We start from the raw sequence: 26,499 nt of genomic DNA on the forward strand, positions 1-26,499 counted from the left end.
AAGCCCCGAGATCCCGCCCCTCGACGGGAGTAAAGCGGACGCATCCTGACCTCAACCAGTCGTAGCCTGAAACCACGGAATCCGAACCAAGAGGACACGGACATGACCGCGGCAAACCCGAGCATCAGTACAGTTCCCACCGGCTACTCCAGCATCAGCCCTTGGCTTATCACCCGGGACACCAACGCCCTCTTCGAGTTCATCACGGCAGCGTTCGGAGCGGAGGAGATCGACCGCGTCGTCGGTGAGGACGGCAGCATTGGGCACGCGGAGGCGCGGATTGGCGACTCAGTCGTCCTCGCTTTCGACAGCCGACCGCACTGGCCCGCAACGCCGTCGTACCTCCGCCTCTACACGCACGACGCCGATGCCGCCTTCCACGCCGCCCTCGCGGCGGGCGCAACCATCGTTTCGGTCCTCGACAACAGCGCTTGGGGTGACAGAGGCGCCCGCATCGAGGATCCGCTGGGGAATGTCTGGTGGATCATGTCGCACATGGAGGACGTGTCGGACGACGAAGCCGCCAGCCGTTGGGAGGCTCCCGAGTACACGGCGGGCATGGAATACGCAGTGGAGTCCCTCCGCCGGCACATGACGGGCCAACCCGATGCGCCGGTCCCGGACGAGGTCAAGGCAATGGCCCCGCTGGTCCGGGCCGACGGAATCCGTGCCGTTCCGGCAGGGTACCGATCAGTGGAACCGTGGATCATTACGCGCAGCACGCCGGAGCTCCTCGACTTCATCACTGCTGCTTTCGGCGCCCAGGAAGCGTTTCGCGTGCCCATGGAGGACGGCTCTATTGGGCACGCTGAGGCGAAAATCGGTGACTCGAACGTCCTGGCCTTCGACTCGCGCCCTGACTGGCCTCCGACTCCGGCTTTCCTCCGCGTTTACGTCGACGACGGCGATGCCACCTTCGCTGCCGCACTCGCCGCCGGTGCCACGGCGGTTACGAACATGACCGAAATGTTCTGGGGCGAAGAAGTGGGCCGGGTTCGCGATCCGCTGGGGAATCTCTGGTGGATCCACAGCCGCGTTGCTGAGCTCACTGGGGAAGAGGCCTATGCCCGCGCTGGGGATCCGAAGTTCGTGAAAGCCATGGAGTACGTGTCGGGCGTGGACTTCTTCGCGAGGGGTTAGCTCTCGGCACTAAGGCGGCCACCCGCTGTCGAGCATTAACCCTTGTCGCCGAGGGGCGAGCTCTCGGCAGTAAGTTGGCCTCAAAGTGCTGAGAGCTAACCCCTCGGCGCGGGATCCAACCCCTCAAAGTGCTGAGAGCTAACCCCTCGGCGAGGGAACTAAGGGCGAGCACACAAAAGAAGGCTGGTGCAGCCTATGGAGAGAATCCAAGGCGGCTGCACCAGCTGCTAGTACGACTTTCTGTTGTTAGTTGTGACACCTATCCATTGGCCGCTCCTAGTTCCCGGCTTCGATTGTTTCCGGGCCTTTCAAAGTCTGCGCAGGGCTGGGCGGAGCTGAGGAGGTCATTGAGGGCTCCGTCCCGGGAGAACACCTCCAATTTTACGGCGGCCCATGGCAAAAAGCGCTGGAATTCGCGGTATTTCAGGGGCGCCTGCCGGGGGAGTGCTGCGCACCGTGGCACGATAGATCACGATGAAACTGCGCGCTGATCAGACCGGAAACCGTGACCTCCCGATGCCCCTTTGGCTGCAGGGTGGTTTGGAAGCGGCTCAGGCAGCGTTCATTTCAGCCATTGTTGTGGTCCTGCCCCTGGTGGGGGTGTGGGCCACCGACGGGTTCCAGAACCGGAACGTAGACGCCTTGGCGCGCTTGGCCGGGCAAGCCTGGCTGTTGATCCACGGTGTCCCGTTGGAACTGGCGCACGTCAACCTCGGCACTGCGGCCCAACCCGGTTCGGGTTTGCTGTCGCTCATTCCGCTCGGCCTGACGCTTATACCGTTCCTGCTCGCATGGCGGGCGGGCCGCCGACTTGCCCGGGCCTCGTACACAGACCAGCTGTGGCAGGCGTTCCTTGGCGCGTTCGTGGTCTATGCAGCATTCGGCACGGCGACCGGCTTCGTCTGCCGAACCCCGGAGGTTGTCATCAACCTTTGGTTCGCTATGACCATTCCGCTGATCTCGTTCGGCCTCGGCATGATCGTGGGCGCCCGACGTGAGGCGGGCTCGTGGAGCCGCCTGATCGGCGTCGACGCCGTCGCCTGGCTCGCGAAGACCAGCCAGCATTCCCGGTGGGCGGGCTCGTATGTGGGCTCGGCGTTGAAGGCTGGCTTCGTAGCGACGATGGCTGCCGTCTGCTTGGCCGCACTGCTCCTGGCCGTGACCATCGTGTGGCATTGGACGGACATTATCGCCGTCTACGAAGGTATCCAAGCCGGTGCCTTGGGCGGAGCCGTACTCACCATCGCGCAGCTCGGCTTCCTGCCCAACCTGGTCATTTTTGCCCTGTCCTGGTCCACCGGCGCCGGATTCTCGCTCGGTATCGGTTCCACCGCGGGTCCGCTGGGCACCGCGGTGGGACCACTTCCAGCCGTACCGGTCCTTGGCGCACTTCCTGCAGGACAGCTCGAGTTCGGTGCAATGGCCCTCGCGCTGCCCGTCGTCGCCGGGATCCTGGCGGGCTGGTGGTTCCTGCGCGAAGGCGAGAACCACTTTGACGAGTGGCTTTCCATCAAGATCAAAGCCCGCTGGTTCACAGCCACCGTTTCCACACTGTTCCTGGGCGCGTTCATTGGCGCCGTTGCCGGGCTTCTTGCCGGGGCCTTGGCATGGATCGCGCGCGGTTCCGCCGGCATTGGACGGCTCACGGAAATCGGACCCCACCCGCTGTGGACGGCGGTCTGGCTGGCCGCCGAAGTGGGCATCGGCGTCGTGATTGGTTACGCAGTGGGGCCGTGGCTGGAACGCCGCCAGAAGCTCCGCGAAGCGAATCTCGACGAAGCAGCGTACGACGACGAACACGCCTGAGCGGGTTCGTTCAGCTCGCGCTGAGGTGCCGCAGCGGTGTTATCGCAACGGTCCCGGCATCGAGTTCTCGAGCTGCGTGAGGCACTGTGTCTTGGCGGACTCCGTGAGCGCCGAGCGTGAGCAGTCCTGGTAGGTGCTGACTTGGTTGAAGAAGAGCGCGGACGTCAGGATCAGGAGGCACATGACGGCCGTGACAACCAGGCCCGAGATGGTGCCGAAAAGCATCAGCTTCGGGTGCTTGTGCTTGAGCGTCCGTACTAAAACGACGATGCCCAACACCAAGCCTGCAAGTGTCAGGATGGCGCTCAACCACACATAATTCACGTTCAGGGAGAACACGAAGAACGCGCCCAAAGCCGTCAAAAGGAAAGCGCGGAAAAGGTTCTGGGTCACGCCGAGGGCGGACTTTTCGGCCTCGGAGCGGGGTTGCTGGCTCGGCCTGGGACCGACGTCGGGATTCATGTTTTCCAGCCTACGCGAGCCGCCCATAAGCTAGTGCAATGCGCATTGTTGTCCTCGTCTCCGGTACCGGTTCAAATCTTCAGGCAGTCATCGACGCCGTGAAGTCGGGTGAACTGGATGTCGAGATCGCTGCTGTGGGCGCCGATCGGCCCGATACGTACGGTGTGGAGCGCTCCGACGAGGCCGGCATTGAGACCTTCGTGGTCAACTTCAACTCTTTCGAAACCCGCGCCGAGTGGGATTCCGCCTTGCGCGACAAGGTCCTGTCCTATAAGCCCGACGTGGTGGTTTCTTCCGGTTTCATGAGGATCGTCAGCGAGGACTTCATCAACGCTTTCGGTGGCAAGTACGTCAACACCCACCCCGCGCTGCTACCGTCGTTCCCGGGCGCCCACGGAGTCCGCGACGCAATCGCGTACGGCGTGAAGGTCACTGGTTGCACCGTCCACTGGGCCGACGCCGGCGTGGACACAGGCCCCATCATTGCCCAGGAAGCCGTGACCGTTCTTCCCGAGGACTCAGAAGAAACCCTCCACGAGCGCATCAAGGTAGTGGAGCGCCGCCTCCTGGTCCAGACCTTGGCGGACCTCGCCGCGGCACCCAATTAGGTCGCATTAGTGGTTGTTCCCAGGGCTGGGAACAACCACTAATGCGGCTCCGTTTGGGTTAGGAGAGTTCGCGCTGCTTCGTTTCCGGGGCGAAGAACGCCATCCACAGCACGGACAGCAGCACCAGACCACCGGCCATAGCGAACGACTGCGCCAACCCGAACTCCGGCCAGAAGAACGAGGCAAACACCAGCGGACCGAAGCCTGCCCCGATGCGGGAGAACGTCGAAGCCCAGCCGAAGCCGGAACCGCGAAGTTCGGTGGGGTACAGCTCGGACACGTACGCATAAAGCACCGGGATGGCCACCTGGACCACGAAGCCGAACACCAGCAGCCAGAACACAGCAGCCGACGGCACATCCACCACAAAGGCCACGATCACAAGAGTCAAGGCGGACAGTGGGCCGGTGATGGCCAGGATCCACTTGCGGCCCACACGCTCCACCAGCAGCGCTGCCACCACCACGCCTAAAAGTCCGACGGCGGCCATGCTCGCCGTCGTGACGAACGCCTTGTACTCCTCGAATCCGGCACCGATGAGGATCCGGGGCATCCACGTCAGGGACAAGTAATAGACCAACAGAATGCTGAAGAACAGGGCCCAGGCCGCCGTGGTGATCTTCCAGTTGAACTGCCAAATCCGGCGCAACTGGGCCCACGCGCTGCCGGGGGAGAGTCGCGGCGCGGCCTGCGGTTCGGGCAGGCTGTACGCGCGGGGCTCGGCGCCGGTGGCCTCGACCAAACCGTCGATCACCGCCGCAGCTTCAGCACGGCGGCCCGCACGGATCAGGAACAGCGGCGACTCCGGAACCGAACGTCGAACCCAGAAAACCAACAACGCGGGCAGCACCATGATCAGCATGGTGAGCCGCCAGTCGCCAAAAACGGCAACCAGTCCGGCGGAGATGAATCCACAGAGCGCGGCGCCGATCGGCCACCACCCATCCATGGCCGTGAGCACCTTGCCCCTTTGCTTGCGGGGCGTGAACTCACCCACCAGCGCATAATCCACGGGAATGCAGCCCCCCAGGCCGAAGCCGGCCATGAAGCGGAAGATGCAGAACCACACGATGTCCGGGGCGAATGCACCCAGAACCGTGAAGATGCTGAAAATCAGGAGGGTGGCAGTGAACGCCTTCTTGCGCCCGATGGTGTCCGCGATGGTTCCCCACGCGAATGCACCCACCGCCATGCCGATCAGGTTGGCCGTGCCGATCCACGCGGCATCAGCCGGTTGCAGCGACCAGTGCTTGGACAGCAGCGGAATCAGGATGCCGTTGAGCGTCACATCCCAGGCGTCGAACATGAAGCCGAGCCCGCCGATCAGGAAAATCCTGCCTTGGACTTTCCACCGCCATGGCAATTCCTGCACAACTTGTTCGCCGCTGGGCACGGCTGTGTATGTATTCATTTGCCCTCCTGCAAGCAACTTTATGCGCTGGGGCGAGCACCGCCGTCCGCGTTACTTCTGGTTCTCGATGGCCCTCCGCAGGAAACCGCCGGCTTCTTCCAAAGCTCCCTTGGCCTGACCAGCCTCGATGCCTGTCAGGAGCACCAAAATGGCCGCTTTGACCGAACCACCCACAGAGTCCAAAGCCGTGGCAGCTTCCTGGGCGGACACGCCGGTGGCGTGCTGAACCGTCCGTTGTGAGCGCGCCAGCAGCTTCTCGTTTGTGGCACGCAGATCCACCATGAGGTTCCCGTACGTCTTGCCGAGCTTGACCATCACCAACGTGCTGATCATGTTGAGGACAAGTTTCTGGGCCGTGCCGGAGTTCAGCCTGGTGGAACCTGCGATGAACTCCGGACCCACAACCACCTCAATCGCGGCATCCGCCAGATGACTCACCGCCGAGCCCTTGTTGCACGCCAGCGACGCCGTAAACGCGCCCCGCTTCCGTGCTTCTTCCAGCGCACCGATCACGTAAGGCGTCCGGCCCGAGGCTGTAATACCCACGACGGCGTCGGCTTCGGTCACGTTGATATCGTGCAGGTCGCGTGCGCCCGCCGTAGCGTTGTCTTCCGCGTACTCCACCGGCTTCTGGATGGCCTGTACACCGCCGGCAATAAGTCCGACGACGAGTCCCGGCGGGGTGCCGAACGTCGGCGGGCACTCGCTCGCGTCGAGCACACCCAGACGTCCGGCCGTTCCGGCTCCCACATACAAAAGGCGGCCCCCGCGCTGGAGTCGCTCCGCAACGGCGTCGACCGTTTGAACAATGGCGGGACTCGCGGCCTCAACGGCAGCGTGTACTCCTGCACTGTGGGCAAGCATGGCGGCAACGAGTTCTTCGGTGCCCAGGATGTCCAGATTGTCCAACCCCTCGGCTGTGGCCTCGGTCTGCAATCCGGCGAGTTCCGTGCGCAGGCCCGCGAGTTTGTCCGCGTCAGTGGGGCTAGTCGGGCCAGTTTGTTCCGTCACGGTGGATGTACCTTTCCTGGATGAGCCCGCGGCGCGTCGCAGCGAGGGCAGCACCGTCCAAGCCATCGCCGAGCGGGGCCACCACCTCAATCCCAGCCGAAGCGAGGGACTTCCGCAAGAGCGCCGCGAAGAAGTCCGATCCCACCACACCACCCAGCATCGCCACGCGGGGTGTGCCGCCCTCGTCGCCGCCGGATGCAAGCTTCACCGTGTGGGTCAGGATGCGGCAAGCCTCGCCGATGATGTCATGTGCGACGGCGTCACCCGCCTCCGCTGCGTGCAGAACCAGCGGCGCGAAGCGGGCCATTGCCCGGTAGGGGTTCTCGTTCGCGGCGAGCCACCCGGGAAGCATTTCCGCCGAGTCCACCAGAGCGCCAGCCGCGGCTGACAACGACGTAGCAGGGCCGCCGTCGTGCGCTTCAAGAACTGCCTGGAGTCCCTGCTGACCGATCCATCGACCGCTGCCGCGATCACCAAGGTAGGGTCCCCAGCCGTCAGCCCGGTGCAGCACACCGGCCTCATCGAAGCGGAAGGCCACGGCACCTGTGCCCACGATCAGCGTGGTACCGGGGGCGCCTTGGAGCGCGCCGAGTTGGGCGGCCGTGGCATCGGAGAGGACCGCCGCAGGCACGCTGAACCTTTGAGCCAACATGGCGGCGAGTTCCTGCGACTTCTCCGCGGATGCTTCGACGCCTGCCACGGCCGCACCAACGCTGGTGATCGCACCGACGGGAAGCCCTGGCGGCAACAAGCTGACCGTCTCGAGGAGGAGTTCGAACGCGAGGGTAGGCCCGTTATCCACGTGCACCCCGGGGAAACCATGCTGGTCGGCGGCACCCAGCAACTCCGTACCGCTGCGCAACTCTACGCGGCAACGGCTCTTCCCTACATCGGCAGCAAGAACAACCTCGGTGGCTTCCATGGATCAACCCTATGTTGCGAGGCCTGATCTGCAGGGTATGGCTTGCGCTTAGCGTGCGGAGCGGGCCTCGCAGTGGGTGGGCTCTCTGTTGCGAGGCCTGATCTGCAGGGTATGGCTTGCGCTTAGCGTGCGGAGCGGGCCTCGCAACGCGCGCGCAACTTCTGTGGAGGAATAGTCGCAGCGCCTCTCAGGGGCCAAATCTGTGGATAACGCAACGCCGCTGACCGTTTCCGGCAAGCATGGTCCCATGCGGAAACCCATGCCACTGCCGTCGGAGATCGACCCGGAAGGCTTCCTTGTCAGCGATGCGTACGCGGCTGGCGTGCCACGCGGGAGGCTGCAATCGGCAAGTCTCGTCACACCCAGCCGCGGAATCCGGGTGAGCCGGAGCGATAGCCCCAACGTGGCGCTACTTGCACGGCTGCACACGGCCGTCACTCCCAGATGCGCGGCCAGCCACGTGACCTCTGCGCTCCTCTGGTCGATCCCGCTTCCGATATATCTGGAGGAGGAGGCCAAGAACGGCGTTATTCATGTGACGCGACGACACGAAATTGGGCGGGTCAAGCGTCGCGGTGTGGTCGGGCATCGGGCTCCGCTCTTGGCCAGGGATGTTCACGTGGTTAACGGGATCCAACTGACTTCGCCGGAGTGGACCTGGATGGATCTGGCGCGGCACATGGGGCGGTCTTCGCTTGTGGCCGCCGGAGACTTTCTGTTGGCCCGGGAGAATCCGTTGTCCTCGATCGAGGCGATCCAGGAAGTCATTGACCGACGACCCAAGGTCAAGGGAATCAGGATGGCCCGGGAGATTCTGCCGCTGCTGCGCGATGGCGTCGACTCTCCGCAGGAATCCCGGCTGCGGTTGAAAATCGTCGACGCCGGACTGCCGGAGCCAGCGGTCACACAGCCCGTCTTCGATGAACACGGTAGGTACATATCCACGCCGGACCTCCAGTACAAGGAGTACAAAATTGCCATGGAGTATGAGGGTGACCATCATCGCTCCGACCCCGTGCAGTGGGGTAAGGACATCGAACGTGACGACCGGCTTCGAGCTATGGGCTGGATCGTGCTCAGATTCTCCGATGTCCAGATGAAAGGTGGATGGGCTAACGCCGAACGTAAGGTGCGCGACGCGTTGGTGTCGCGCGGGTGGCGAGGCCCGGCGTCGTAATTCGCGCACGGCTGTGGGTGCAGAGCGGGCCTCGCAACGCTGGGGCGCAATTTGTGGGGCCTGGTGTGCAGGGGAATGGGTGGGTTGTGGGTGCAGAGCGGGCCTCGCAACGCTGGGGCGCAATTTGTGGGGCCGTGGTGTGCAGGGAATGGGGTGGGTTGAGGGTGCAGAGCGGGCCTCGTAACGCAGGGCCCACGAGGACGTAAAACCGGGGCGGCAACGAAACACGATAAACTCTCCGTATCCCCACCACCCGCGATATCTACGCGAACTAAGACGGAGACTTTTGTGAGCTTGACGCAGCTTGACCGTGTTCCCATCCGCCGTGCACTGATCTCGGTTTACGACAAGACGGGACTGGAGGAGCTCGCGAAGGGCCTGCATGCAGCAGGCGTCGCCATTGTTTCCACCGGCTCCACCGCCAAGAAGATCGCCGCCGCAGGCATCCCGGTGAAGGAAGTCGAAGAAGTCACCGGCTCCCCGGAAATGCTGGACGGCCGCGTCAAGACCCTGCACCCGCGCGTGCACGGCGGCATCCTGGCCGACCGCCGCGTCCCGGCCCACATGGACACCCTGGCCGGTATGGAGATCGAAACGTTCGACCTCGTGGTGGTGAACCTGTACCCGTTCGTCGAGACCGTGAAGTCCGGCGCAGCACAGGATGACGTCGTTGAGCAGATCGACATCGGAGGCCCCGCCATGGTGCGTTCGGCTGCGAAGAACCACGCCGCCGTCGCCATCGTCACGGACCCCAACTTCTACGGCGCAGTAGTCGACGCCGCCGCTCACGGCGGTTTCGACCTGAACACCCGCCGCCGCCTTGCCGCCAAGGCCTTCGCGCACACCGCGAGCTACGACAACGCTGTTGCTTCATGGACGGCCAGCCAGTTCCTGGACGAAGACGGCGACGGCATCATCGACTGGCCCGCCTACGCCGGCCTGTCCCTGGAACGCTCAGAGGTCCTCCGTTACGGCGAAAACCCGCACCAGCAGGCCGCACTGTACGTGGACAAGGCTGCCCCCGCCGGTATCGCCCAGGCCGACCAGTTGCACGGCAAGGCCATGAGCTACAACAACTTCGTCGACGCCGATGCCGCCCTCCGCGCTGCCTTCGACTTCGCGGAGCCCGCGGTCGCGATCATCAAGCACGCCAACCCGTGCGGCGTAGCTGTTGGTTCCGCCGACGCTGCAGACCCGATCGCCGACGCCCACGCCAAGGCCCACGCCTGCGACCCCGTCTCCGCTTTCGGTGGCGTGATCGCCGCGAACCGCACCGTCACTGCAGGCATGGCCCGCACGGTCGCCGACATCTTCACCGAGGTTGTCATCGCCCCGGACTTCGAGCCCGAAGCCGTGGAGATCCTCTCCAAGAAAAAGAACATCCGCCTCCTCGCCCTGCCCGAGGGCTACGGCCGCTACCCCTCCGAGATGCGCCAGGTTTCCGGTGGCGTCCTGGTCCAGATGAGCGACAAGGTAGACGCCGACGGCGACAACCCCGCCAACTGGACCCTTGCAGCCGGCGAAGCCGCCGACGACGCAACCCTCGCGGACCTCGCCTTCGCATGGACTGCTTGCCGCGCTGCCAAGTCGAACGCCATCCTGATCGCCAACCACGGTGCAGCCGTGGGCATCGGCATGGGCCAGGTCAACCGCCTGGACTCCTGCCGCCTGGCCGTCGAGCGCGCCAACACGCTGGGCGTGAAGGTGGAGTCCGACGTCGAAGGTGCGGGCGGCGCGTCAAACGCCAGCGGCGGCGACGCACCTGAGCGTGCACGCGGTGCCGTTGCTTCCTCGGACGCGTTCTTCCCGTTCGCTGATGGCCTGCAGATCCTGATCGACGCAGGCGTCCGCGCCGTCGTCCAGCCGGGCGGTTCCGTCCGTGACAAGGAAGTCATCGCCGCAGCCAACGCTGCCGGCATCACGATGTACTTCACGGGCGCACGCCACTTCTTCCACTAACCAGCGGGGATACCCACAACGCAACGGCGGCCGCCCCCGGTAGGGGACGGCCGCCGTCGTATTTAACAGGGACTTGCTGATTCGGTTATGAAGCCGCCGCTGCAGTGTTGTACGTGGACTGGATCACGGTGCCCCAGTACGGGCCGTACATGGTGGTGGAGTTGCTGCCGTATCCGTAGCTGTTCACGGAGTTCTGGTAACCGGTGGAGCTGGTGCCGATGAACCACGGACCGCCCGAGGAACCACCGGTCATGTTGCAGGGGATTCCCTGGCTGTTGAACTGCGGGTTGTAGGGATCGTTGGTGGCCTTGCCGGAGCAGCTCTTGAGCGATTCACCGTTGAAGGGCGAGCCGGCCGGGTATCCGAAGGCTTTGTAGCTCAGGCCGCGTGCGGCGTTGAACTGGACGCCGGAGGAGCCTACGACGTCGGCGAGGCGCTGGCCGTTGAGGGTGTTCATGACGGCGAACGCGGTGTCGTACTGCATGTTGCCGTTGGAGGCCCACTGGGTGGGGGCGTACAGCGCCTTTGCCGTCCACTTCCCGTAGGGTGCTGCACCGTTGAGGTAGGCCGGAACGAAGACGAAGTTGGTGGCGTAGGCGCCGGGGCCTTCGTTGAGGCAGTGTCCGGCGGTGGACACGGTGCTCTTGTTGGCTGCGGTGACGGAGTTGCCTGAGCAGACGTAGTTGGAGCCGCCCAGGGTGAAGAAGATCTTGCCGATGTGCTTGACCGGCGTTTCGCTCTGGTTCACCTTCCGATCGATGGTTTTGGAGTCGGTTGCTGCCGGCTGTCCGGCGATGCTGCTGATGGCGCCCGGGGCTTCAATGACCGGGGCTTTGCCGAGGTTGAGGAGCTTGCCGCGTTCCAGTGCTTTGGCGGCAAGGATCTCGCCGGACTTGGCGTTCTTCATGCGTTCGGGTGTCCAGTAGTCTGCAGCGCCGGCGTCCGACACTACATGGCTGCTGACCGCAGCGCCGCTGGAGTCTGTGGTGTTTACCGGAGCCGCATTGGCGCTGGTGGTTCCAACCAGCGCCAGGATTGCGGCAGCGGACAGACTCAGCAGGCTTGTGGCCAGGGTCTTGGTTTTTGTCACGTTGTTCCTACCTATCGAGGGAGTGAGGCGGCCAGTGATGGCGACCGCCGACTGACGTGATTGAAGGTACCCAACGTATGACAAGTTTGTAAAGAGATGTTTCATAGTTTGTGATAATTGGCTGTCACTTCTTGTCGAGTGGCAGCGTTGCGTGGTGACACGAGCTCACCTCACGGGGCCAGGCCACTCCTCGTGGAGGTGGCCCGGCCCCAGCGATTCAGTTGGTCACTGACCGCCGACTATTTCTTGACCGGGCAGATGCCCTTGGTGGTGGTGTTGTAACCCGGCAGGGCAGGTTTTGCGGGAGTGCCTGTTCCCAGTTGAGCAAGAATCTCTTCCGAGAGTAGGTCTTGCTTGCCCTTGAGGGCGTCTGCAACGGTGGGGTCCTGCGAAAAGACGAGCTCGGCGGCAATGTTGTCTTGAACGATTCGCGCCAGGTTATCCAATGCCACTGCCACGGGATCGGCGGGCGTTTCCAGTCCCGGAAGGTCAATGAGATGTGTATCTATTTTGGCCGGATTCATAAGATCCTTGATGATGATGGTGTTCTGGTTCAGCTCAGCGGTTGTCCATTGCGATAGCACCACGGTGTACAAATCGGCCCAAGCTGATTCGCCAAGTTTTCGGCGCCACGTCCCCATCACATCCCTGACGCCCGCGATTTGAGCCTCTGAGGCATATTTCATGTTCACCCGAATGTCTGGGTAAACGCTGCTGGCGAATATCTGGAACGAAGCGACGTTGAAATTCTTATTCTTCACTGAATCGGAAATGAACTCCATGCCTCGAGTGAGGATGTTGTGGCACGATTTTTGCAGCTCCGGCACGAGACCGGCTGCGGGTAGTGCTTTCCGAGCGGTCTCGAGTTTGGATCCAAAGTCTTGAAGCGGGAGGATCCAGTTTCTGGAATGGTCGTCGTTAAAAGCAACCAACTTGAGGTCATGCGCGTCGATACGGGCTCCATTGGCAACTTTAGGGACATTGTCGGTGAGGTATGAGGCGACAATGGAGTAGCAGCCGAGGGGAACGTGGGCGATCGATTTCGCCAATTCGAATACCTGGGGGACGGGCTCAACGGACTCCCGTACTCCATTCGTGATGAGTGTAAATTTTCCCCCAGTTGCATTGTTTTGCACAACAATCACCGGCGACAGGTGCTTGATGAGGTCCGCCTTCAAAGCAGCGTAGTTGGATCTCATCCCGGCATTGACAGCCAGGATCGCTTGCTTTGCGTTGAGGCTCGGAGCTCCGGCGATCGTAGGCGTAGCCCTCGCCTGGGACAGCGGCACAGCGGAGGTGATTAGGGCTGTTGCCCCAATGCCGGAGGCGCCTCGGATGAAGCCTCTGCGTGTAGTCATGTGAATCTTCTTCCTGATTCAAGGCACATGGTGTGCCTTGGGATTCTTGGCGCTGATAGGCACCGGAAGATTGCGGGGACACTCTCCGGAGTTCTGTGGTTGGAATCGGCGGGCAACTGGGGAGTGGCAGGGCGCTTGGAGGGGCGCCCTGCCGGCCGCCTGGTTGTGGGACCTTAGGTCAGTTCCTCCTGGGTGGCAACTACCACACCATAGAGATCGGAAATCGTGGCCAACGCCGAATAGTGGACTTGGCACGCGTCCAGTTCGGTGCCGGCGACAGGCAGCGAACGGGTTGCGCTTGCGTCGGCAACGACGGTGGGTTGATTGCCTCGCAGAAATGCACCCTGAGCGGTGTATGCGACGCACATGTGGGTCATGAATCCTGCAATAATCAGACTCTCCCGCCTGGCAGCATCAACATGCTCGGCCAGGTCCGTGTCCAGGAAAGCGTTAGGTGCCTTTTTCACGACGACTGGCTCACCTTCGATCGGAGCTACCTTCGGATGGATTTGACCAATCTCATTCCGAATGTCATAAGGCGTTCCATCTCCGCCGTCGTTAATGACGTGAATAACCTTCGAACCGGCCTTTCGAGCACGTTCAAGCAATTCGGCGGCTTTCTCCAAGGCATTTTCCCAGCCATCCAACTCCATCACACCAGTGGTGTAGGTGTTCTGATAATCGATAAGAATTAGCGTCGAATCGCCAAGTTGTGCTGGTGTTTCATCCAACCCGTTCAACTGGCGGAGCGTAGTTCTCGGCATCATTTTCTCCCTAATCTGCAGAATGCATCCAATAATGGACCATTTGATAGGCTAACTTCGCACGCAACACCTCTGCAATGACGCCTAACATGCAAAAACTGACATGGCAGTTGAGTCGAAAGAAACCTGATGATCAAGAAGCTGGTAGTTATCGTCCTATTCGACAACGTCGATCTGCTCGACGTCACGGGACCACCCGAAGTCTTTGCACTTGCCAAACGGGAGAACGATGAGGCAGCCAGCTATGAAGTAGTCCTGGCCGCTGAAACGTTGGTGCCGGTGACCACGGGGGCAGGTGTCAGAGTGGTCCCGGATGTCACTTTCGAGGACTTGGGCAGGAGGCGTATTCAAACGCTGATCGTCCCTGGCGCCGTTGAATTCGACACCAACCGCCAAATCCGTCCGGTCGTCCACGCGGCTGTTGTAGATCGGGTGAAGCAGCTCACCGGGCGGGCCGATCGCGTGGCGTCGATCTGCGTTGGTGCGCATATCCTGGCCGCAGCGGGGCTGTTGGACGGCATACGTGCAACTACGCACTGGTCCACGGCAGAGCAGCTTGCTGCAGAGCATCCTTTGGTGGATGTGGATCCAGATCCGATTTTCATCCGCCAAGGCAGAGTGTGGACCGGTGCCGGAATCAGCGCCTGCCTGGATCTGACCCTTGCCCTCATAGCCGAAGACCTGGGGGAGGAAACCGCTTTAAGAGTTGCTCGCCAGCTTGTCATGTATCTGAAACGCCCTAGTGGGCAGAGCCAGTTCAGCGTTCCGTTGGCAAGGACCTCCACCAATAGGCGTATCGAGGACCTCCGCCATTACATCCTGCGCAACGTTGCCCAGACTCTCACCATCGGGAAGCTCGCGGACATCGCCAATATCAGCGAGAGGCAGGTGACCCGAATCTTCAAGAACGAACTCGGCATGACACCCCATAGCTACATCGAGTCCGTCAGGGTGGAAGTGGCGCGCGGCTACCTTGAATCCACCGATGCGACGTTGGAGCGAATCGCTTCGGTCTGCGGCCTCGGCTCGATCGATACCCTGGTCCGAGCTTTTCGACGACGCCTCAACACGACACCTACCGAGTACAGGCTCAGATTCCAGACGTAGTAGCAGAGCACGTTGAGGGGATATCGGCCTGCCGGACCCTACGCGGAAACCACCCGTGCCAGGAAAAGCCGCCGGCGCACGACGTCGGCAGGCAGCGGCGGCGGTCAGGCCGCCGTCGGGCGTTAATCGCTTTCCCGGACGGTAACGCAGAGAGTGATCCCGGACACGAAGGGCCGTCAAAACGGTCTACTCGGGTAAGTTAGAGATGTTGAAATCTGCAGACTTTCAGGGAGAACCCCACCAATGGCCAAGATTATCTATACCCACACAGACGAAGCGCCGATGCTGGCAACTTACTCATTCCTGCCGATTGTTGAAGCGTATGCCTCGACCGCAGGAGTAGAGGTGGAGACCCGCGATATTTCGCTGGCCGGCCGCATCATCGCCGTCTTCGGTGATTTCCTGACAGAAGAACAGCGCACGGGCAACGCGCTTGCTGAACTTGGTGAACTGGCAAAGCAGCCGGAAGCCAACATCATCAAGCTGCCCAACATCAGCGCCTCCGTGCCGCAGCTCAAGGCTGCCATCGCCGAACTCCAGGCCCAGGGCTACGCCCTCCCGGACTACCCGGACAACCCCTCCTCGGACACCGAGACGGATATCCGCTCGCGTTACGACAAGATCAAGGGTTCCGCCGTTAACCCGGTGCTGCGTGAAGGCAACTCGGACCGCCGCGCACCACTGTCGGTGAAGAACTACGCCCGTCAGAACCCGCACTCCATGGGTGCCTGGTCCGCTGATTCGAAGACCAACGTTGCCACCATGGGCGAGAACGACTTCCGCTCCAACGAGAAGTCCGTTGTCCTCAAGGCCGACGATTCCCTGAGCATCCAGTTGGTCCGCGAAGACGGCACCACCAAGGTCCTCAAGAAGGACTTCCCCGTACTGGCCGGCGAGGTTGTGGACGCTACCGTCCTCCGCGCCGACGCCCTGGATGAGTTCCTCAAGGCCCAGGTTGCCCGCGCCAAGGAAGAGGGCGTTCTCTTCTCCGCACACCTGAAGGCCACCATGATGAAGGTCTCGGACCCCATCATCTTCGGCCACGTGGTCAAGGCTTACTTCTCCGAGCTGTTCGAAACCTACGGCAAGCAGCTCGCAGCCGCAGGCATCAGCCCGAACAACGGCCTCGCAGCGATCCTCAGCGGCCTGGAAGACCTGCCCGAGGACGTCCGCGATGGCGTCAAGGCAGCCATCACCAAGGGCCTCGAAGACGGTCCGGCGCTGGCCATGGTGGACTCGGACAAGGGCATCACCAGCCTGCACGTTCCGTCGGACATCATTGTTGACGCCTCCATGCCTGCCATGATCCGTTCCTCCGGCCACATGTGGGGCCCGGACGGCAAGGAAGCCGACACCCTGGCGGTGATCCCGGACAGCTCCTACGCCGGTATCTACCAGGTTGTGCTGGACGACTGCCGTGCCAACGGCGCATTCGACCCCACCACCATGGGCACCGTTCCCAACGTGGGCCTCATGGCACAGGCAGCCGAAGAATACGGCAGCCACGACAAAACCTTCGAGATCCAGGCAGCTGGCACCGTCCAGCTCGTGGACAGCAAGGGCAACGTCCTCACCGAGCACCAGGTCTTCCCCGGTGACATCTGGCGCGCATGCCAGACCAAGGACATCCCGGTCCGCGACTGGGTCAAGTTGGCCGTCACCCGTGCCCGCGCTTCCCAGACTCCGGCTGTGTTCTGGCTGGACGAGACCCGCGCCCACGACGCCAACCTCATCGCCAAGGTCAACGAGTACCTCAAGGACCACGACACCGAGGGCCTGGAAATCAAGATCCTTTCCCCGGTTGAAGCCACGGCCTTCACGCTGGAGCGCATCCGCAAGGGTGAGGACACCATCTCCGTCACCGGTAACGTGCTCCGCGACTACCTCACGGACCTGTTCCCGATCCTCGAGCTCGGTACCAGCGCCAAGATGCTCTCCATCGTTCCGCTGATCAACGGTGGCGGCCTCTTCGAGACCGGCGCCGGTGGCTCCGCTCCCAAGCACGTCCAGCAGCTGGTCAAGGAAAACCACCTCCGCTGGGACAGCCTGGGCGAGTTCCTTGCTTTGGCCGTCAGCTTCGAGCACCTTGCCACCACCACCGGCAACGCCCGCGCACAGGTCCTCGCTGACACGCTGGACCGCGCCACGGGTACGTTCCTGCTGGAAAACAAGTCCCCGCGCCGCAGCGTCGGCGAGCTGGACAACCGCGGCAGCCACTTCTACCTGGCCACGTACTGGGCCCAGGAACTGGCCAAGCAGACCGAAGACGCCGAGTTGGCCAAGGACTTCGCGGCAATCGCTGAAGCCCTGACTTCCAACGAAGAGGCAGTCGTCGGTGAGCTGGCCGCAGTCCAGGGTACCGCCGTCGACCTGGGCGGTTACTACCGTCCGGACGCTGCCAAGGCCGCTGAGATCATGCGCCCGTCGGCTACGTTCAACAAGGTCCTCGCGACCCTGAAGTAGTCCTGGTATAACGCAACAGGCCCGCAGGCATTGCCTGCGGGCCTGTTGCTTTTAAGCGAGGATTCAGCGTTCCGCGTGGAACCGCTCAGGTGCCACGCCGCCGTCGACGATGTCCTTCAGTACCCGGCCGATTGCCGGTGTGAACTTGAAGCCGTGGCCCGAGAAGCCGGCACCCACAACCAACGGACCGAAGTGGTCCAGCACAAAGTCCTCGTTGGGCGTGGTGGTGTAGGTGCAGCTGATGGGAACCGCGGTGGAAGGGTCGACGCCGGGAAGCCACTCTTCTGCGTACCGCACCAAAGCTTCCATCTGGTGGGGGATGGGCTCGAACGTGCGCTCGTCCGGATCCATGACGGGGCCGACGCCGTGCCAGCCGGCCTTCACGCCTTCGCCGGGAGTGAGCATGCCGTAGACGGGGCTGTACCAGTACTCGTACGCTTCGTTGTTCGGATCGGGGTCCGGGCTGTGGTTGAAGCTGGGCCACACCAGCGTGTTATCCCTGGGAGTGAAGTGGGCAGGTTGTTCCTGGGTGACCACCAAAGCCGGGAGATCAGTGAGCTTGCCGATGAGCTTGGGTGTCCAGGCGCCGGCCGTGACCACCACGCGGCTGGCCGTGTACTCCGTCTCCTCCGTCACCACCACCGCTGATTCGCCGCCGGTGACACGAATGTCCCGGACCGGCGTCGAGTACTTGAAAACAGCACCGTGCGCTTCCGCTGATTTCCGCAGCGCCACCAGGGCGTCAGCCGAGCGGATCCGCCCGGAGCCTGGCACGAAGAGGACGTCGGTAGCGAAGTTCATGCCCAGCCAGCGGTTGGCGGCTTCATCAGGGGAGATGAAGTAGCTCTCGATACCGCGTGCCTCGTGGGCTTCCCGCACTTGCTGTAAGCGGGGGACGTTGCCGTGGTTCACCAGCCCCACCATGTCCAGGAGCGGGGCGCCGTGCTCGGCCGCGAGTTCGTCCCAGAGCGTCTTGGACTCTGCCAGCAGGTCCAGGTAGTCGGCCTCGGCGTAAGCGGTGTTGAAGTTGCGGGTGGCGCCGTGGGAGGCGCCGATGTGGTGCCCGGCCTCGAACTGCTCCAACAGAACCACTGAGCGACCAGCCCGGGCGAGTTGCCACGCGGCAGCCGATCCCATGGCTCCTCCGCCAACGACTACGACGTCAACCTGCATGCCTGCTCCATCCACAATGTCCGCGACTCCAACCGGGGCCCCAAAGAGGGCCACCTCCCATTCTGCCCCCCTAGTTGCGTTAGCTACGGACGTTACGCAGCCAAGCGCCTGCGGATCCACGCGGAGAACTGGTCCACCACAATGATCAGCACCAGCACGATCAGGATGTGCGTGAGCATGGAGTCGAACTGGAACGACTTGATGGACTGGTTGATCAGCAGGCCAATGCCACCGGCGCCCACCAGGCCAAGGACCAGCGAGGACCGCACGTTGACGTCGAAGCGGTAAAGCAGCAGGCCAACAAATTGCGGAACCACCATGGGCAGCGTTGCGTTGGCCACCTGCTGGATCCGGTTGGCGCCGGCGGTCCGGAGTGCCTCTTGGGGTCCGGCGTCGATCTCCTCCATCGATTCCGCCCACAGCTTGCCCATCACACCCGTGTTGTGGCAGATCAGGGCGAGCACGCCCGCGAACGGACCAAGCCCGACGGCGGTGACGAAGATCAGCGCGAACACAATGTCCGGCACGGCGCGGAAAAACGACAGGATGGCGCGTGCTGCCTGGTAAACGAGCCGGTGCGGGCTGGTGTTCTCTGCTGCCAGCGCAGCCAGGAGCAGGGCGAACGGCACGGACAACGTAGTCCCCAGGAGGCCGATCCACAACGTCACCAGTGTGGCTTCGAGCCCGGGTTTGAGGGTTTTCTCCCAGCTGAGGTCCGGCGGGAACGCGTCGCCGACGAACGCGGCCATGCCCTTCCAGCCGTCAACCAAAAGTTCGGGTTTGAAGTCCGTCCCTTCGATGGCCACGGCGTGAAGTCCGACGACGGCGGCAGCCACTGCCGCCGTCGTGACCCACCGCAGCGGCTTCTTCGGGCGGACCAGTGCCACTCGGGTTTGGGCCGAAGAGCCCCGTCGCGCGACGGCCGGGGTCAAGGTGTGGGGTGTCATGCTGCCTGGGTCCTGTCTGAAACGATCGCGTCTGAAGCGATCCTGTCCGGGGCGTACAAGGTATCGAGGTGGACCGCCGTGACCTCTGCGGAGGGGAGGTCGAAGGTCATGGAGCCTTGGAGTAGGCCGATGGACCTGTCCGCGTACCGAAGTGCGAGGTCGGGCTGGTGCAGCACAGCGGCCACGGCCAGTCCTTCCGAATGCGCGAGTTCCCGCAGCAGCGACATGACTTGCTCGGCAGCGTGCGGATCCAATGCGGACACCGGTTCGTCGGCGAGTACGACGTCGGCCCGCTGGCAAAGTGCCCGGGCTACGGCCACGCGCTGCTGCTGACCGCCGGACAAACGGCCGACACGGTCGAATGCCCGGTCCGCCAGGCCAACCCGGTCCAGGCAGTCGAGGGCTTCCTGTTGAACGTCGGCCGGGAACAGCAACGGACTGAGTGAGCGGACAGTGGGGATCCGCGACAGTGCGCCGGCGCAGACGGTGTCCAAGGCCGTGCGACGGGGGACCAAATGGATCTTCTGGAAGATCATGGCCATCCGCTGCCTCGTCTGCTGCAGTTCACGGCCCTGCAGGTTCTCCAGCGCGGCGCCATCGATGCTGATGCTGCCGGCGTCCGGGGAAGTGATGCCCATGACGCAGCGGAGGGTGGTGGACTTGCCGGAACCGTTAGCGCCCAGGAAAGCCACCAGCTCACCGGCTGAAACGGAGAAGTCGACACCCTGCAGCACGGTCCGTCCGTTGAAGGATTTGCGCAAGCCTTGGACGGAGAGAAGCGGGCCCTGCCCGGCGCGAGGCATTACAGGTCCTTCTCGGTGAGGCCCATGGTCTCGGCGAGCTTGAACAACGGCGTGTAGTTGTCCTTGGTGACCTCGAGCAAGGGACCCGGAGGGGTGACGTCCAGGAACTCGCCCACCTTGGCTACGTCGGCGGGATCCAGGCTCAGGAACGCGTCCTTCACGGCGGCTTCGAACGCGGGATCGGCGTCGCCGCGAACGGTGATGGGGTCGTTGGGGATCGGGTTGGACGTCCAGACCTGACGGAAGTCGTCCCGCTTGAACGTTCCGGCGGCAATGGCCGTGGCGAGCGTCTGCGAGTTGATCTGCGCTGCGTCCACCTTGCCGTTGGTTAGGGCCAGCAGGGCCTCGGGATGGCCGCCGGTGTAGTCCATCTTGATGTCGGCATCGGCAATTCCGGCTTCGCGGAGGCCGAAGCGCGGCAGGACGTCACCGGACGTCGAACCAACGCTACCCAAAGCCAGCGACTTGCCCTTGAGGTCGCCGATGGCTTGGATGGGGCTGTCCTTCGGCACCCAGATCCCCGCGGTGTAGCTGCTGAGTTCCTTCTCTGCCGTGCCGAAGGAAACCAGCGGCTCAGCACCGGCCTTAGCGTCGGCGAACACGTAGCCCAGCGGGCCGAACTGACCAAGGTCCAGCTTGCCGTTGCGCATGGCCAGGACCTCGGCGGCGTAGTCCTCAACCACCTGGACACTCACCGGGCATTCGAGCTTCTTGGACAGGGCCGCGGCCAGGACATCGTAGGCGGGCTTGAGTTTGGCAGGGTCCTCGTAGGGCTCGATGCCGAACTTGATCTCACCGTTGGGGCAGGTGGCCGACGTCGCCTCGGGAGAGGACTGGGCGGCGCCGCCGCATGCCGTCAGCGCCAGAACGGTGGCGAGGGCAAGCGCGGAACCGGTGAAGAGCGTGGTTTTCATGGGAATCCTTATGCGAAGGGGATTGGAGGGGAGACGGGGAAATCAGTACAAGCGCGAAACGTTGCGGTGTGCCAGGCCGAATGAAAGGGTCATGCCGACGCCGGAGGTCACCGAGACCACGGTGACGCCGGGCTGGATGTCACGGACCAGGATGGGAGCCACGTCAGACGACGCGTAGACGCCCTGCCAGCGCTGGATGATCTCCAGCGGCTCGCCGATCCTGTCCGTGATTTCGGCGTTGAGGGTGGTGGTCACCGCTTCGTCCAGGAACGGATCGGCGGTGCGGTGGTAGTGGTGCGAGTCGCCCAGAATGACGGTGCCGTCCGGCCGCTGGGTGAACATGACGTTGGCGCCGATCTCCAGCAGTTCGGGCTGGTTCTCCAACACCTCGGAGTGGAGCGCGGCAGCTGCAGGCATATCCGTGAACGCCGGGTACCGGAGCATGGACGTGGCCGTGAGGACAGCAGGTGCGAACTCGACGCCGGCAGGCTTGGCCGCGAGTGACATCTGCAGCGCGCACCGCTGGATCCGGTGTTCCTCGGCAAGATCCGGAAACAGGTAATCGACGTCGTGGCCGACGCACACGAATGCTTGTTTGGCACTGAGCTCTCCGCGCGACGTCCGGACGGTCACGCCTGCAGGACTCCGGCTGAAGCCCAGCGCCGCTGTGTTCCAGTGAAGTTCGACGCCGGGTTGCTGGCTGAGCCATTCGGCCAGCGTTGCGACGGTGGTGCGGGGGTCGACGCGGAGGTCATCCCGTAGGAAGGCGCCACCTACCAGACCGGGCCATGCTGCGCCTGAAGTACCAGCGCCGTCGTGCGCTTCTTCAGTCACAGAAGCCGACGTGCCCAGACGGGCCCGCGTCGCGGCGGGGGAGAGCAGCTCAACCTGCCCCGGTTCGCGCACCGCGGAGAGCTCACGCAAGACGTTCATTTCGGCCTCGGTGCGGGCGAGGACCACGGCCCCGGCTTCGGAGGCCCAGAACCCGGCACGTTCAGCGAACTCGAGCCAGTACTTCCGGGAGGTCTGGGCGAGCTCGTACAGTTCACCGGACTGGGCTGTGATGCAGCAGTGGCCGAAGTTACGAACCGAGGCGCCTGCGGCGTGGTGGTCGCGCTCAATGATGGTGACGGTCAGGCCATTGGCAACAGCGTGCGCGGCATGCGCCAGGCCAACAATTCCAGCGCCGACAATCACGACGTCGGTGGGTTGGCCCGGGCTGTTGTTGATGGGTGTAGGGGAGGTGCTTGGGTTGTTCACACCATTGAGACTGGTGGGCGGATCGAAGGGAATCAAGCTGAATCGGGACTTGTATATACAAGTTAACCTGAACTTAATGTCTGTTCATTCGAGTTCACTTCAAGTTCATCTCAGGGCCCTCAAAACCGGCGTTCTCATGCTGTGGGACTTGTAATATCAACTTGTGAGCACACAGCAGAACGCACCCCTCCACGTCCGTCTCAGTGAGGAATTCATGCGCCGGATCACCGATGGTGACTGGCCGCCGGGTTTCCAGCTGCCCAGCGAGGCGGAGCTGTGCCGCGAGTTCGGGACCTCGCGCGGACCGATTCGCCAGGCGCTCGCCTTCCTGCGTTCCGAGGGCGCGGTAACGGGTGGGCGGGGGCGTCCCCCCATGGTGCGGAGGTCCGTGCCGTCGCAGTCGTTCTCCACCTTCAACTCATTCACGGAATGGGCCATCGGGATCGGCAAGACGCCCGGTCAACGCACGCTGGAGGTCGCACGCCGCGAAGCCAGCCCGGAAGCCGCCGAGGCACTCGGGCTGGTGCCGGGAACCACTGTGGTGGAGGTCCTTCGTGTCCGCTACCTGGACGAGGCTCCGGCCATGATCGAACGGACCACGTTCATCCTGGATGTGGGGCGAAAGCTCTTCGACTTCGACACCGACTCCGGGTCCATCTTCGCGTTCCTCAAGGAGCAAGGCGTGGACCTGCACAGTGCGCGGCACACCATCGACGCCGTCGCAGCCAGTGACGAGGACGCCGAACTGTTGGAGCAGCCCGAAGGCACTCCGCTCCTGCGCGAACGCCGTATCACCCGTTCCGGCGACGGGCAGCCCCTCGAATACTCCGAGGACCGCTACCTGCCGGCACTGACAAACTTCACCATCGACAACACCGTGGAACGCCGGGCCGCACTGGTCCGCATCCACACTGAAGGAGCCACCCCATGATCAAGCTTGTTGCCTGCGATATGGCCGGAACCACCATCGACGAACACGGCGACGTCTACGTCGCCTTGGCCCGCTGTGTGGAGGAAACCGGTGTGACCACCACGCCCGAGGCCGTGCAGGAGTGGATGGGCGCCGACAAGGTTGAGGCCATCACGGCCCTGATCCATGCTGGTGGCGGGACTGCGGACCCGGCCACCATCAGCGCTGCGTTTGTCCGGTTCAAGGAACTGCTTGTGGAGCTCTATGACGCCAACCCGCCAGTGGCTTTGGAGGGTGTGGAAGAAGCCTTCCGCGATCTTCGGAGCAAGGGAGTCAAGGTGGCCCTGACTACCGGTTTCTCACGCGATGTGGCCGAGCCCCTCCTTGAGCGGCTGGGCTGGAGCGTCCACGACGATAACCTGCTGGACGCCGTCGTGTGTTCTGATGAAGTAGCCGCTGGCCGTCCGGCACCCCACATGATCCACCGGGCCATGGAGCTGACCGGCGTGCAGGACGTCCGCGCCGTGATCGCAGCCGGCGATACTGTGAACGACCTCGCCGCCGCCAACAACGCGGGCGTCACGGCCGTGGGTGTCCTGACCGGCAAGCTGGACCGCGAGGCCTTGGCTGCACACCCGCACCACCACATCCTTGACGGCGTGAAGGACATCCCGGCGCTGCTCTCGTAGAACACCGCCGGGTTGGCGGTGGGGACGCAGGCATGGAAGATTGGAACCCGTGAAATTCCTTCACCCGTCCCCCAAGTCCTCTGCCCGCGGAGTCACCATCCTGCGCGTGGTGTTCGGCGCGCTCCTCATGGTGCACGGCTTCCAGAAGTTCATGGCCGGGCATGCCGCCTTCGCCGCGTCCGTTGCCGCAATGGGCGTGCAGAAGCCCGAGGTTGTGGCGTGGCTGGTGATCGCCGGCGAACTGGGCCTCGGCCTGCTCTTGGTGCTTGGTGCTCTGACCCGGGTGGCCGGTTTCCTGGCGGCGATCATGTTCGCCGGGATCTGGTTCGTGACGGAAGCGGGCAAACCCCTGCTCACGGACAAGTCAGGTGTCACGGCCGAGCTCCTGATCGTTTACGTCGCCATCTCCGTAGCGTTCGTGTTCCTGGGGCCGGGTGCGTTGTCGCTAGACCGCAAGCTGGCAAGGCAACCGGCCCGCACAGGGCGTTAATACGGCTGGGTTAATTCACGACGGCGGGACGCACCACGCTCGGCGACGTTACCGGCTCGATCGGCTCACCGAGCGTCGTTCGGGTACCGGATGCCCAACTGTGACCGCACGCCGTCAAAGAGACGCATGACGTTGATGGAGTCCTCCAGCGGCATGACCGGGCTTTCTGTCAGGCCTTGCTGGATGCAGCGGGTCACTTCCCGGAGCTCGTAGGTGTAGCCGATGCCCACAACGTCAAAGTGCTCGCGCCGCGGCTCGTCCCAACCAATCCGTATCACCAGTTCGCGGGGGTTGTTCACGGAGCCAACGGTCTGCAGGAACCCGAGCCCGCCCGCCACCGTAGCGGTCCGAGGCCCGTGCGCCATCAACGACGACGTCAGTTGCGCATGTGCACCGGTGTCATAGCCAAGGGTCAAGGCGTTCTGGCTGTCCACGCCGTCCTCGTTGAGTGTGCCGATTGCGGTGACCGACTGCGGGAAGCCCAGCGTACCCAGTGCCCAGAGCAACGGGTAGACGGTGATGTCCAGGAGCGCTCCGCCGCCGTCATTGAGAGCCCAAATCCGTGCGGCGGGATCATAAGGTGCCGGGAAACCGAGGTCGGCACTGACCCACTGGATCTGCCCGAGTTCGCCGGAGGCAGCTATGGAAAAGGCCCGCTGCATGCTCGGCAGGAAACGGCTCCATACCGCTTCCATGAAGAACACCTTCTGTTCCCGGGCCAGTCTCACCAGCTCGGTGGCTTCGCGGGCGTTGATGGTGAGGGCTTTCTCGCAGAGCACGTGCTTCCCGGCCCTCAAAGCGGCCGCGGCAATCTGGAAATGTTGAGCGTGGGGCGTCGCCACATAGACCACGTCCACGTCGGGATCGTTGAAGAGACGCTGGTAGCCAAGGACGCCGTCGTCGTCCCCATAGCCCTTGGAGAAACCAAGGGTGTGGGCGAACGCATCCGCGGCAGCCTGGCTGCGGGAACTCACGGCATACAGCTCGGCATCTTCCAGCAGGGCGAGGTCCTGGGAGACGCTGTTGGCGATGTTGCCTGTGGACACCACTCCCCACCGCAGAGGCTGACCGGTGGCCGACCGGGGATCCTGGTTGGTTTGCGAGGAAAGCCAGGGCACAGCGATAGGAAGTGTCATGCCGTTCATCCTCTCATTTCCCGGGTTGTACGGACGTGGTGCGCACCCTTCACGCCGAATGAAGGTGCAGTCCGAACGAAATGGCGGACGCGTGGCGAAACCCGGCCTTCCCCCTCGACGCCGCACTGATGGGCTTCGGCGCAGCAGTCCTTGTGGGCGCACTCGCCGGAGCCATCCCTGCGGTCGTGGCGGTGGGCGTCAAGGTCATCGACGCGATCCGGTTCTGACCTCCTCGCTAAGCCTGCCCTGCTGAAGACGGAAGCAACGTTCGGTTTTCTGCGCCAGGCTGCGATCATGCGTAACCACCAGGATGGTGGTGTTGTGATCGCGGCTCAGTGAGCTCAACAATTCGATGATGTGCTCACCGGTTTGCTCATCCAGGTTTCCGGTGGGCTCATCGGCGAGGATCAGCTTGGGCTCGTTGGCCAACGCCCGGGCAATCGCCACGCGCTGCTGCTCGCCGCCGGACAAGCGGTTGGTGCGGCGCGAGTGCTTCTCCGGATCCAACTGCACCTGCTCCAACAGCTCCTTGGCCCGCTGTAAGCGCGCTGCCTTGCGGACACCGGCGAACTCCATGGGCAGCATCACGTTGTCCACGGCGCTGAGGTTCGGGATCAGGTTGAACTGCTGGAATACGAAGCCGATGTCCCGGCGGCGATACTCGGTCAGCTTGCCGTCCGGCAGCCCCGCCAGGCTCACACCATCCACGACGACGTCTCCCGAGGTGGGCTTGTCCAGCGCACCCAGGAGGGACAACAGCGTACTCTTGCCGCTGCCGCTCTTGCCGACGATGGACGCCAGCGAGCCTTTTTCAAGCTCGAAGCTCACGCCGTTGACGGGCTTGATGGTCCGGTCACCGGACTTGAACTGACGGACCAGGTCCTTGACTACAATCACGG

Annotated in this window: 25 protein-coding genes; 11 read left to right on the top strand and 14 right to left on the bottom strand. The window is 63.3% G+C overall.

Annotated features, from left to right (window positions below):
• Positions 1-102: 102 nt before the first annotated feature.
• Positions 103-1,140, top strand: a complete 1,038-nt coding sequence (locus ARUE_RS05650) for a VOC family protein (RefSeq protein WP_014921035.1) — start codon at positions 103-105, stop codon at positions 1,138-1,140.
• A gap of 474 nt (positions 1,141-1,614) precedes the next feature.
• The gene (locus ARUE_RS05655; protein WP_014921036.1) at positions 1,615-2,946 is read left to right on the top strand and encodes a cell division protein PerM; all 1,332 of its coding nucleotides are present in this window, start codon (positions 1,615-1,617) and stop codon (positions 2,944-2,946) included.
• A gap of 39 nt (positions 2,947-2,985) precedes the next feature.
• Here ARUE_RS05655 and ARUE_RS05660 read toward each other — a convergent pair whose 3' ends face one another.
• Positions 2,986-3,435, bottom strand: coding sequence for a hypothetical protein (locus ARUE_RS05660; RefSeq protein WP_014921037.1), 450 nt, complete (start codon positions 3,433-3,435; stop codon positions 2,986-2,988).
• An 11-nt stretch (positions 3,436-3,446) separates the two neighbouring features.
• On the opposite strand from ARUE_RS05660, the gene purN reads away from it, so the two are divergent.
• Positions 3,447-4,016, top strand: a complete 570-nt coding sequence (gene purN, locus ARUE_RS05665) for a phosphoribosylglycinamide formyltransferase (RefSeq protein WP_014921038.1) — start codon at positions 3,447-3,449, stop codon at positions 4,014-4,016.
• Between the two features lie 58 nt (positions 4,017-4,074).
• On the opposite strand, the gene ARUE_RS05670 is transcribed toward purN, so the two are convergent.
• From ARUE_RS05670 to ARUE_RS05680, 3 genes are read right to left on the bottom strand one after another with little or no spacing between them, the layout of a single operon-like run.
• Positions 4,075-5,427: an MFS transporter gene (locus ARUE_RS05670; protein WP_014921039.1), complete on the bottom strand. Its 1,353-nt coding sequence runs from the start codon at positions 5,425-5,427 to the stop codon at positions 4,075-4,077.
• Between the two features lie 51 nt (positions 5,428-5,478).
• Positions 5,479-6,438 (bottom strand): N-acetylmuramic acid 6-phosphate etherase, encoded by a 960-nt coding sequence (murQ, locus tag ARUE_RS05675; RefSeq protein ID WP_014921040.1) that lies wholly within the window; start codon positions 6,436-6,438, stop codon positions 5,479-5,481.
• Positions 6,413-7,360: an N-acetylglucosamine kinase gene (locus ARUE_RS05680; protein ID WP_014921041.1), complete on the bottom strand. Its 948-nt coding sequence runs from the start codon at positions 7,358-7,360 to the stop codon at positions 6,413-6,415. Before ARUE_RS05680 ends, murQ begins: the two co-directional genes overlap by 26 nt.
• A gap of 202 nt (positions 7,361-7,562) precedes the next feature.
• On the opposite strand from ARUE_RS05680, the gene ARUE_RS05685 reads away from it, so the two are divergent.
• Complete coding sequence (locus tag ARUE_RS05685) at positions 7,563-8,537, top strand: endonuclease domain-containing protein (protein ID WP_014921042.1); 975 nt, start codon at positions 7,563-7,565, stop codon at positions 8,535-8,537.
• Positions 8,538-8,825: 288 nt separating this feature from the next.
• Positions 8,826-10,496, top strand: a complete 1,671-nt coding sequence (gene purH / locus ARUE_RS05690) for a bifunctional phosphoribosylaminoimidazolecarboxamide formyltransferase/IMP cyclohydrolase (protein ID WP_014921043.1) — start codon at positions 8,826-8,828, stop codon at positions 10,494-10,496.
• An 85-nt stretch (positions 10,497-10,581) separates the two neighbouring features.
• Here the strand turns inward: purH and ARUE_RS05695 are convergent, their stop codons facing one another.
• The 3 genes from ARUE_RS05695 to ARUE_RS05705 all read right to left on the bottom strand — a co-directional run bounded on the left by ARUE_RS05695 (position 10,582) and on the right by ARUE_RS05705 (position 13,684).
• Complete coding sequence (locus ARUE_RS05695; RefSeq protein WP_014921044.1) at positions 10,582-11,691, bottom strand: trypsin-like serine peptidase; 1,110 nt, start codon at positions 11,689-11,691, stop codon at positions 10,582-10,584.
• Between the two features lie 134 nt (positions 11,692-11,825).
• Entirely contained in the window at positions 11,826-12,944 is a 1,119-nt protein-coding gene (locus ARUE_RS05700) for a hypothetical protein (protein ID WP_043469886.1), read from the bottom strand.
• 173 nt (positions 12,945-13,117) lie between these two features.
• Positions 13,118-13,684 carry a cysteine hydrolase family protein gene (locus ARUE_RS05705; protein ID WP_014921046.1) on the bottom strand — a complete coding sequence of 189 codons (567 nt, stop codon included), beginning with the start codon at positions 13,682-13,684 and terminating at the stop codon, positions 13,118-13,120.
• Between the two features lie 153 nt (positions 13,685-13,837).
• Here ARUE_RS05705 and ARUE_RS05710 point away from each other — a divergent pair, with 153 nt between their 5' ends.
• Together ARUE_RS05710 and ARUE_RS05715 are read left to right on the top strand one after the other, a co-directional pair.
• Positions 13,838-14,815, top strand: a complete 978-nt coding sequence (locus ARUE_RS05710) for a GlxA family transcriptional regulator (protein WP_014921047.1) — start codon at positions 13,838-13,840, stop codon at positions 14,813-14,815.
• Positions 14,816-15,058: 243 nt separating this feature from the next.
• Positions 15,059-17,278: an NADP-dependent isocitrate dehydrogenase gene (locus ARUE_RS05715; protein ID WP_014921048.1), complete on the top strand. Its 2,220-nt coding sequence runs from the start codon at positions 15,059-15,061 to the stop codon at positions 17,276-17,278.
• Positions 17,279-17,341: 63 nt separating this feature from the next.
• On the opposite strand, the gene ARUE_RS05720 is transcribed toward ARUE_RS05715, so the two are convergent.
• The 5 genes from ARUE_RS05720 to ARUE_RS05740 all read right to left on the bottom strand — a co-directional run bounded on the left by ARUE_RS05720 (position 17,342) and on the right by ARUE_RS05740 (position 22,375).
• Positions 17,342-18,451 (bottom strand): FAD-dependent oxidoreductase, encoded by a 1,110-nt coding sequence (locus ARUE_RS05720; protein WP_014921049.1) that lies wholly within the window; start codon positions 18,449-18,451, stop codon positions 17,342-17,344.
• Positions 18,452-18,543: 92 nt separating this feature from the next.
• Positions 18,544-19,398, bottom strand: a complete 855-nt coding sequence (gene phnE / locus ARUE_RS05725; protein ID WP_014921050.1) for a phosphonate ABC transporter, permease protein PhnE — start codon at positions 19,396-19,398, stop codon at positions 18,544-18,546.
• A complete protein-coding gene (locus ARUE_RS05730) occupies positions 19,395-20,201 on the bottom strand; it encodes a phosphonate ABC transporter ATP-binding protein (RefSeq protein ID WP_014921051.1) in 807 nt (268 codons plus the stop codon). The genes phnE and ARUE_RS05730 overlap by 4 nt, the downstream gene beginning before the upstream one ends.
• Positions 20,201-21,115 (bottom strand): phosphate/phosphite/phosphonate ABC transporter substrate-binding protein, encoded by a 915-nt coding sequence (locus ARUE_RS05735; RefSeq protein WP_014921052.1) that lies wholly within the window; start codon positions 21,113-21,115, stop codon positions 20,201-20,203. The genes ARUE_RS05730 and ARUE_RS05735 overlap by 1 nt, the downstream gene beginning before the upstream one ends.
• Before the next feature lie 42 nt (positions 21,116-21,157).
• Complete coding sequence (locus tag ARUE_RS05740; RefSeq protein WP_187329927.1) at positions 21,158-22,375, bottom strand: TIGR03364 family FAD-dependent oxidoreductase; 1,218 nt, start codon at positions 22,373-22,375, stop codon at positions 21,158-21,160.
• A gap of 163 nt (positions 22,376-22,538) precedes the next feature.
• On the opposite strand from ARUE_RS05740, the gene ARUE_RS05745 reads away from it, so the two are divergent.
• From ARUE_RS05745 to ARUE_RS05755, 3 genes are read left to right on the top strand one after another with little or no spacing between them, the layout of a single operon-like run.
• Entirely contained in the window at positions 22,539-23,306 is a 768-nt protein-coding gene (locus ARUE_RS05745) for a GntR family transcriptional regulator (RefSeq protein WP_011773940.1), read from the top strand.
• Positions 23,303-23,974: a phosphonatase-like hydrolase gene (locus ARUE_RS05750; protein WP_014921054.1), complete on the top strand. Its 672-nt coding sequence runs from the start codon at positions 23,303-23,305 to the stop codon at positions 23,972-23,974. Before ARUE_RS05745 ends, ARUE_RS05750 begins: the two co-directional genes overlap by 4 nt.
• Positions 23,975-24,023: 49 nt before the next feature.
• Positions 24,024-24,464, top strand: a complete 441-nt coding sequence (locus ARUE_RS05755) for a DoxX family protein (RefSeq protein ID WP_014921055.1) — start codon at positions 24,024-24,026, stop codon at positions 24,462-24,464.
• Positions 24,465-24,529: 65 nt separating this feature from the next.
• Here the strand turns inward: ARUE_RS05755 and ARUE_RS05760 are convergent, their stop codons facing one another.
• The gene (locus ARUE_RS05760; RefSeq protein ID WP_043469893.1) at positions 24,530-25,600 is read right to left on the bottom strand and encodes a Gfo/Idh/MocA family protein; all 1,071 of its coding nucleotides are present in this window, start codon (positions 25,598-25,600) and stop codon (positions 24,530-24,532) included.
• A gap of 80 nt (positions 25,601-25,680) precedes the next feature.
• Between ARUE_RS05760 and ARUE_RS24055 the strand changes: the two genes are divergently transcribed.
• Complete coding sequence (locus tag ARUE_RS24055) at positions 25,681-25,827, top strand: hypothetical protein (RefSeq protein WP_286140272.1); 147 nt, start codon at positions 25,681-25,683, stop codon at positions 25,825-25,827.
• On the opposite strand, the gene ARUE_RS05765 is transcribed toward ARUE_RS24055, so the two are convergent.
• Entirely contained in the window at positions 25,805-26,497 is a 693-nt protein-coding gene (locus ARUE_RS05765) for an ABC transporter ATP-binding protein (protein WP_011773943.1), read from the bottom strand. The two genes, ARUE_RS24055 and ARUE_RS05765, sit on opposite strands and share 23 nt — an antisense overlap.
• Positions 26,498-26,499: the final 2 nt, after the last annotated feature.

The organism is Arthrobacter sp. Rue61a, assembly GCF_000294695.2.
GTDB lineage: Bacteria > Actinomycetota > Actinomycetes > Actinomycetales > Micrococcaceae > Arthrobacter > Arthrobacter aurescens_A.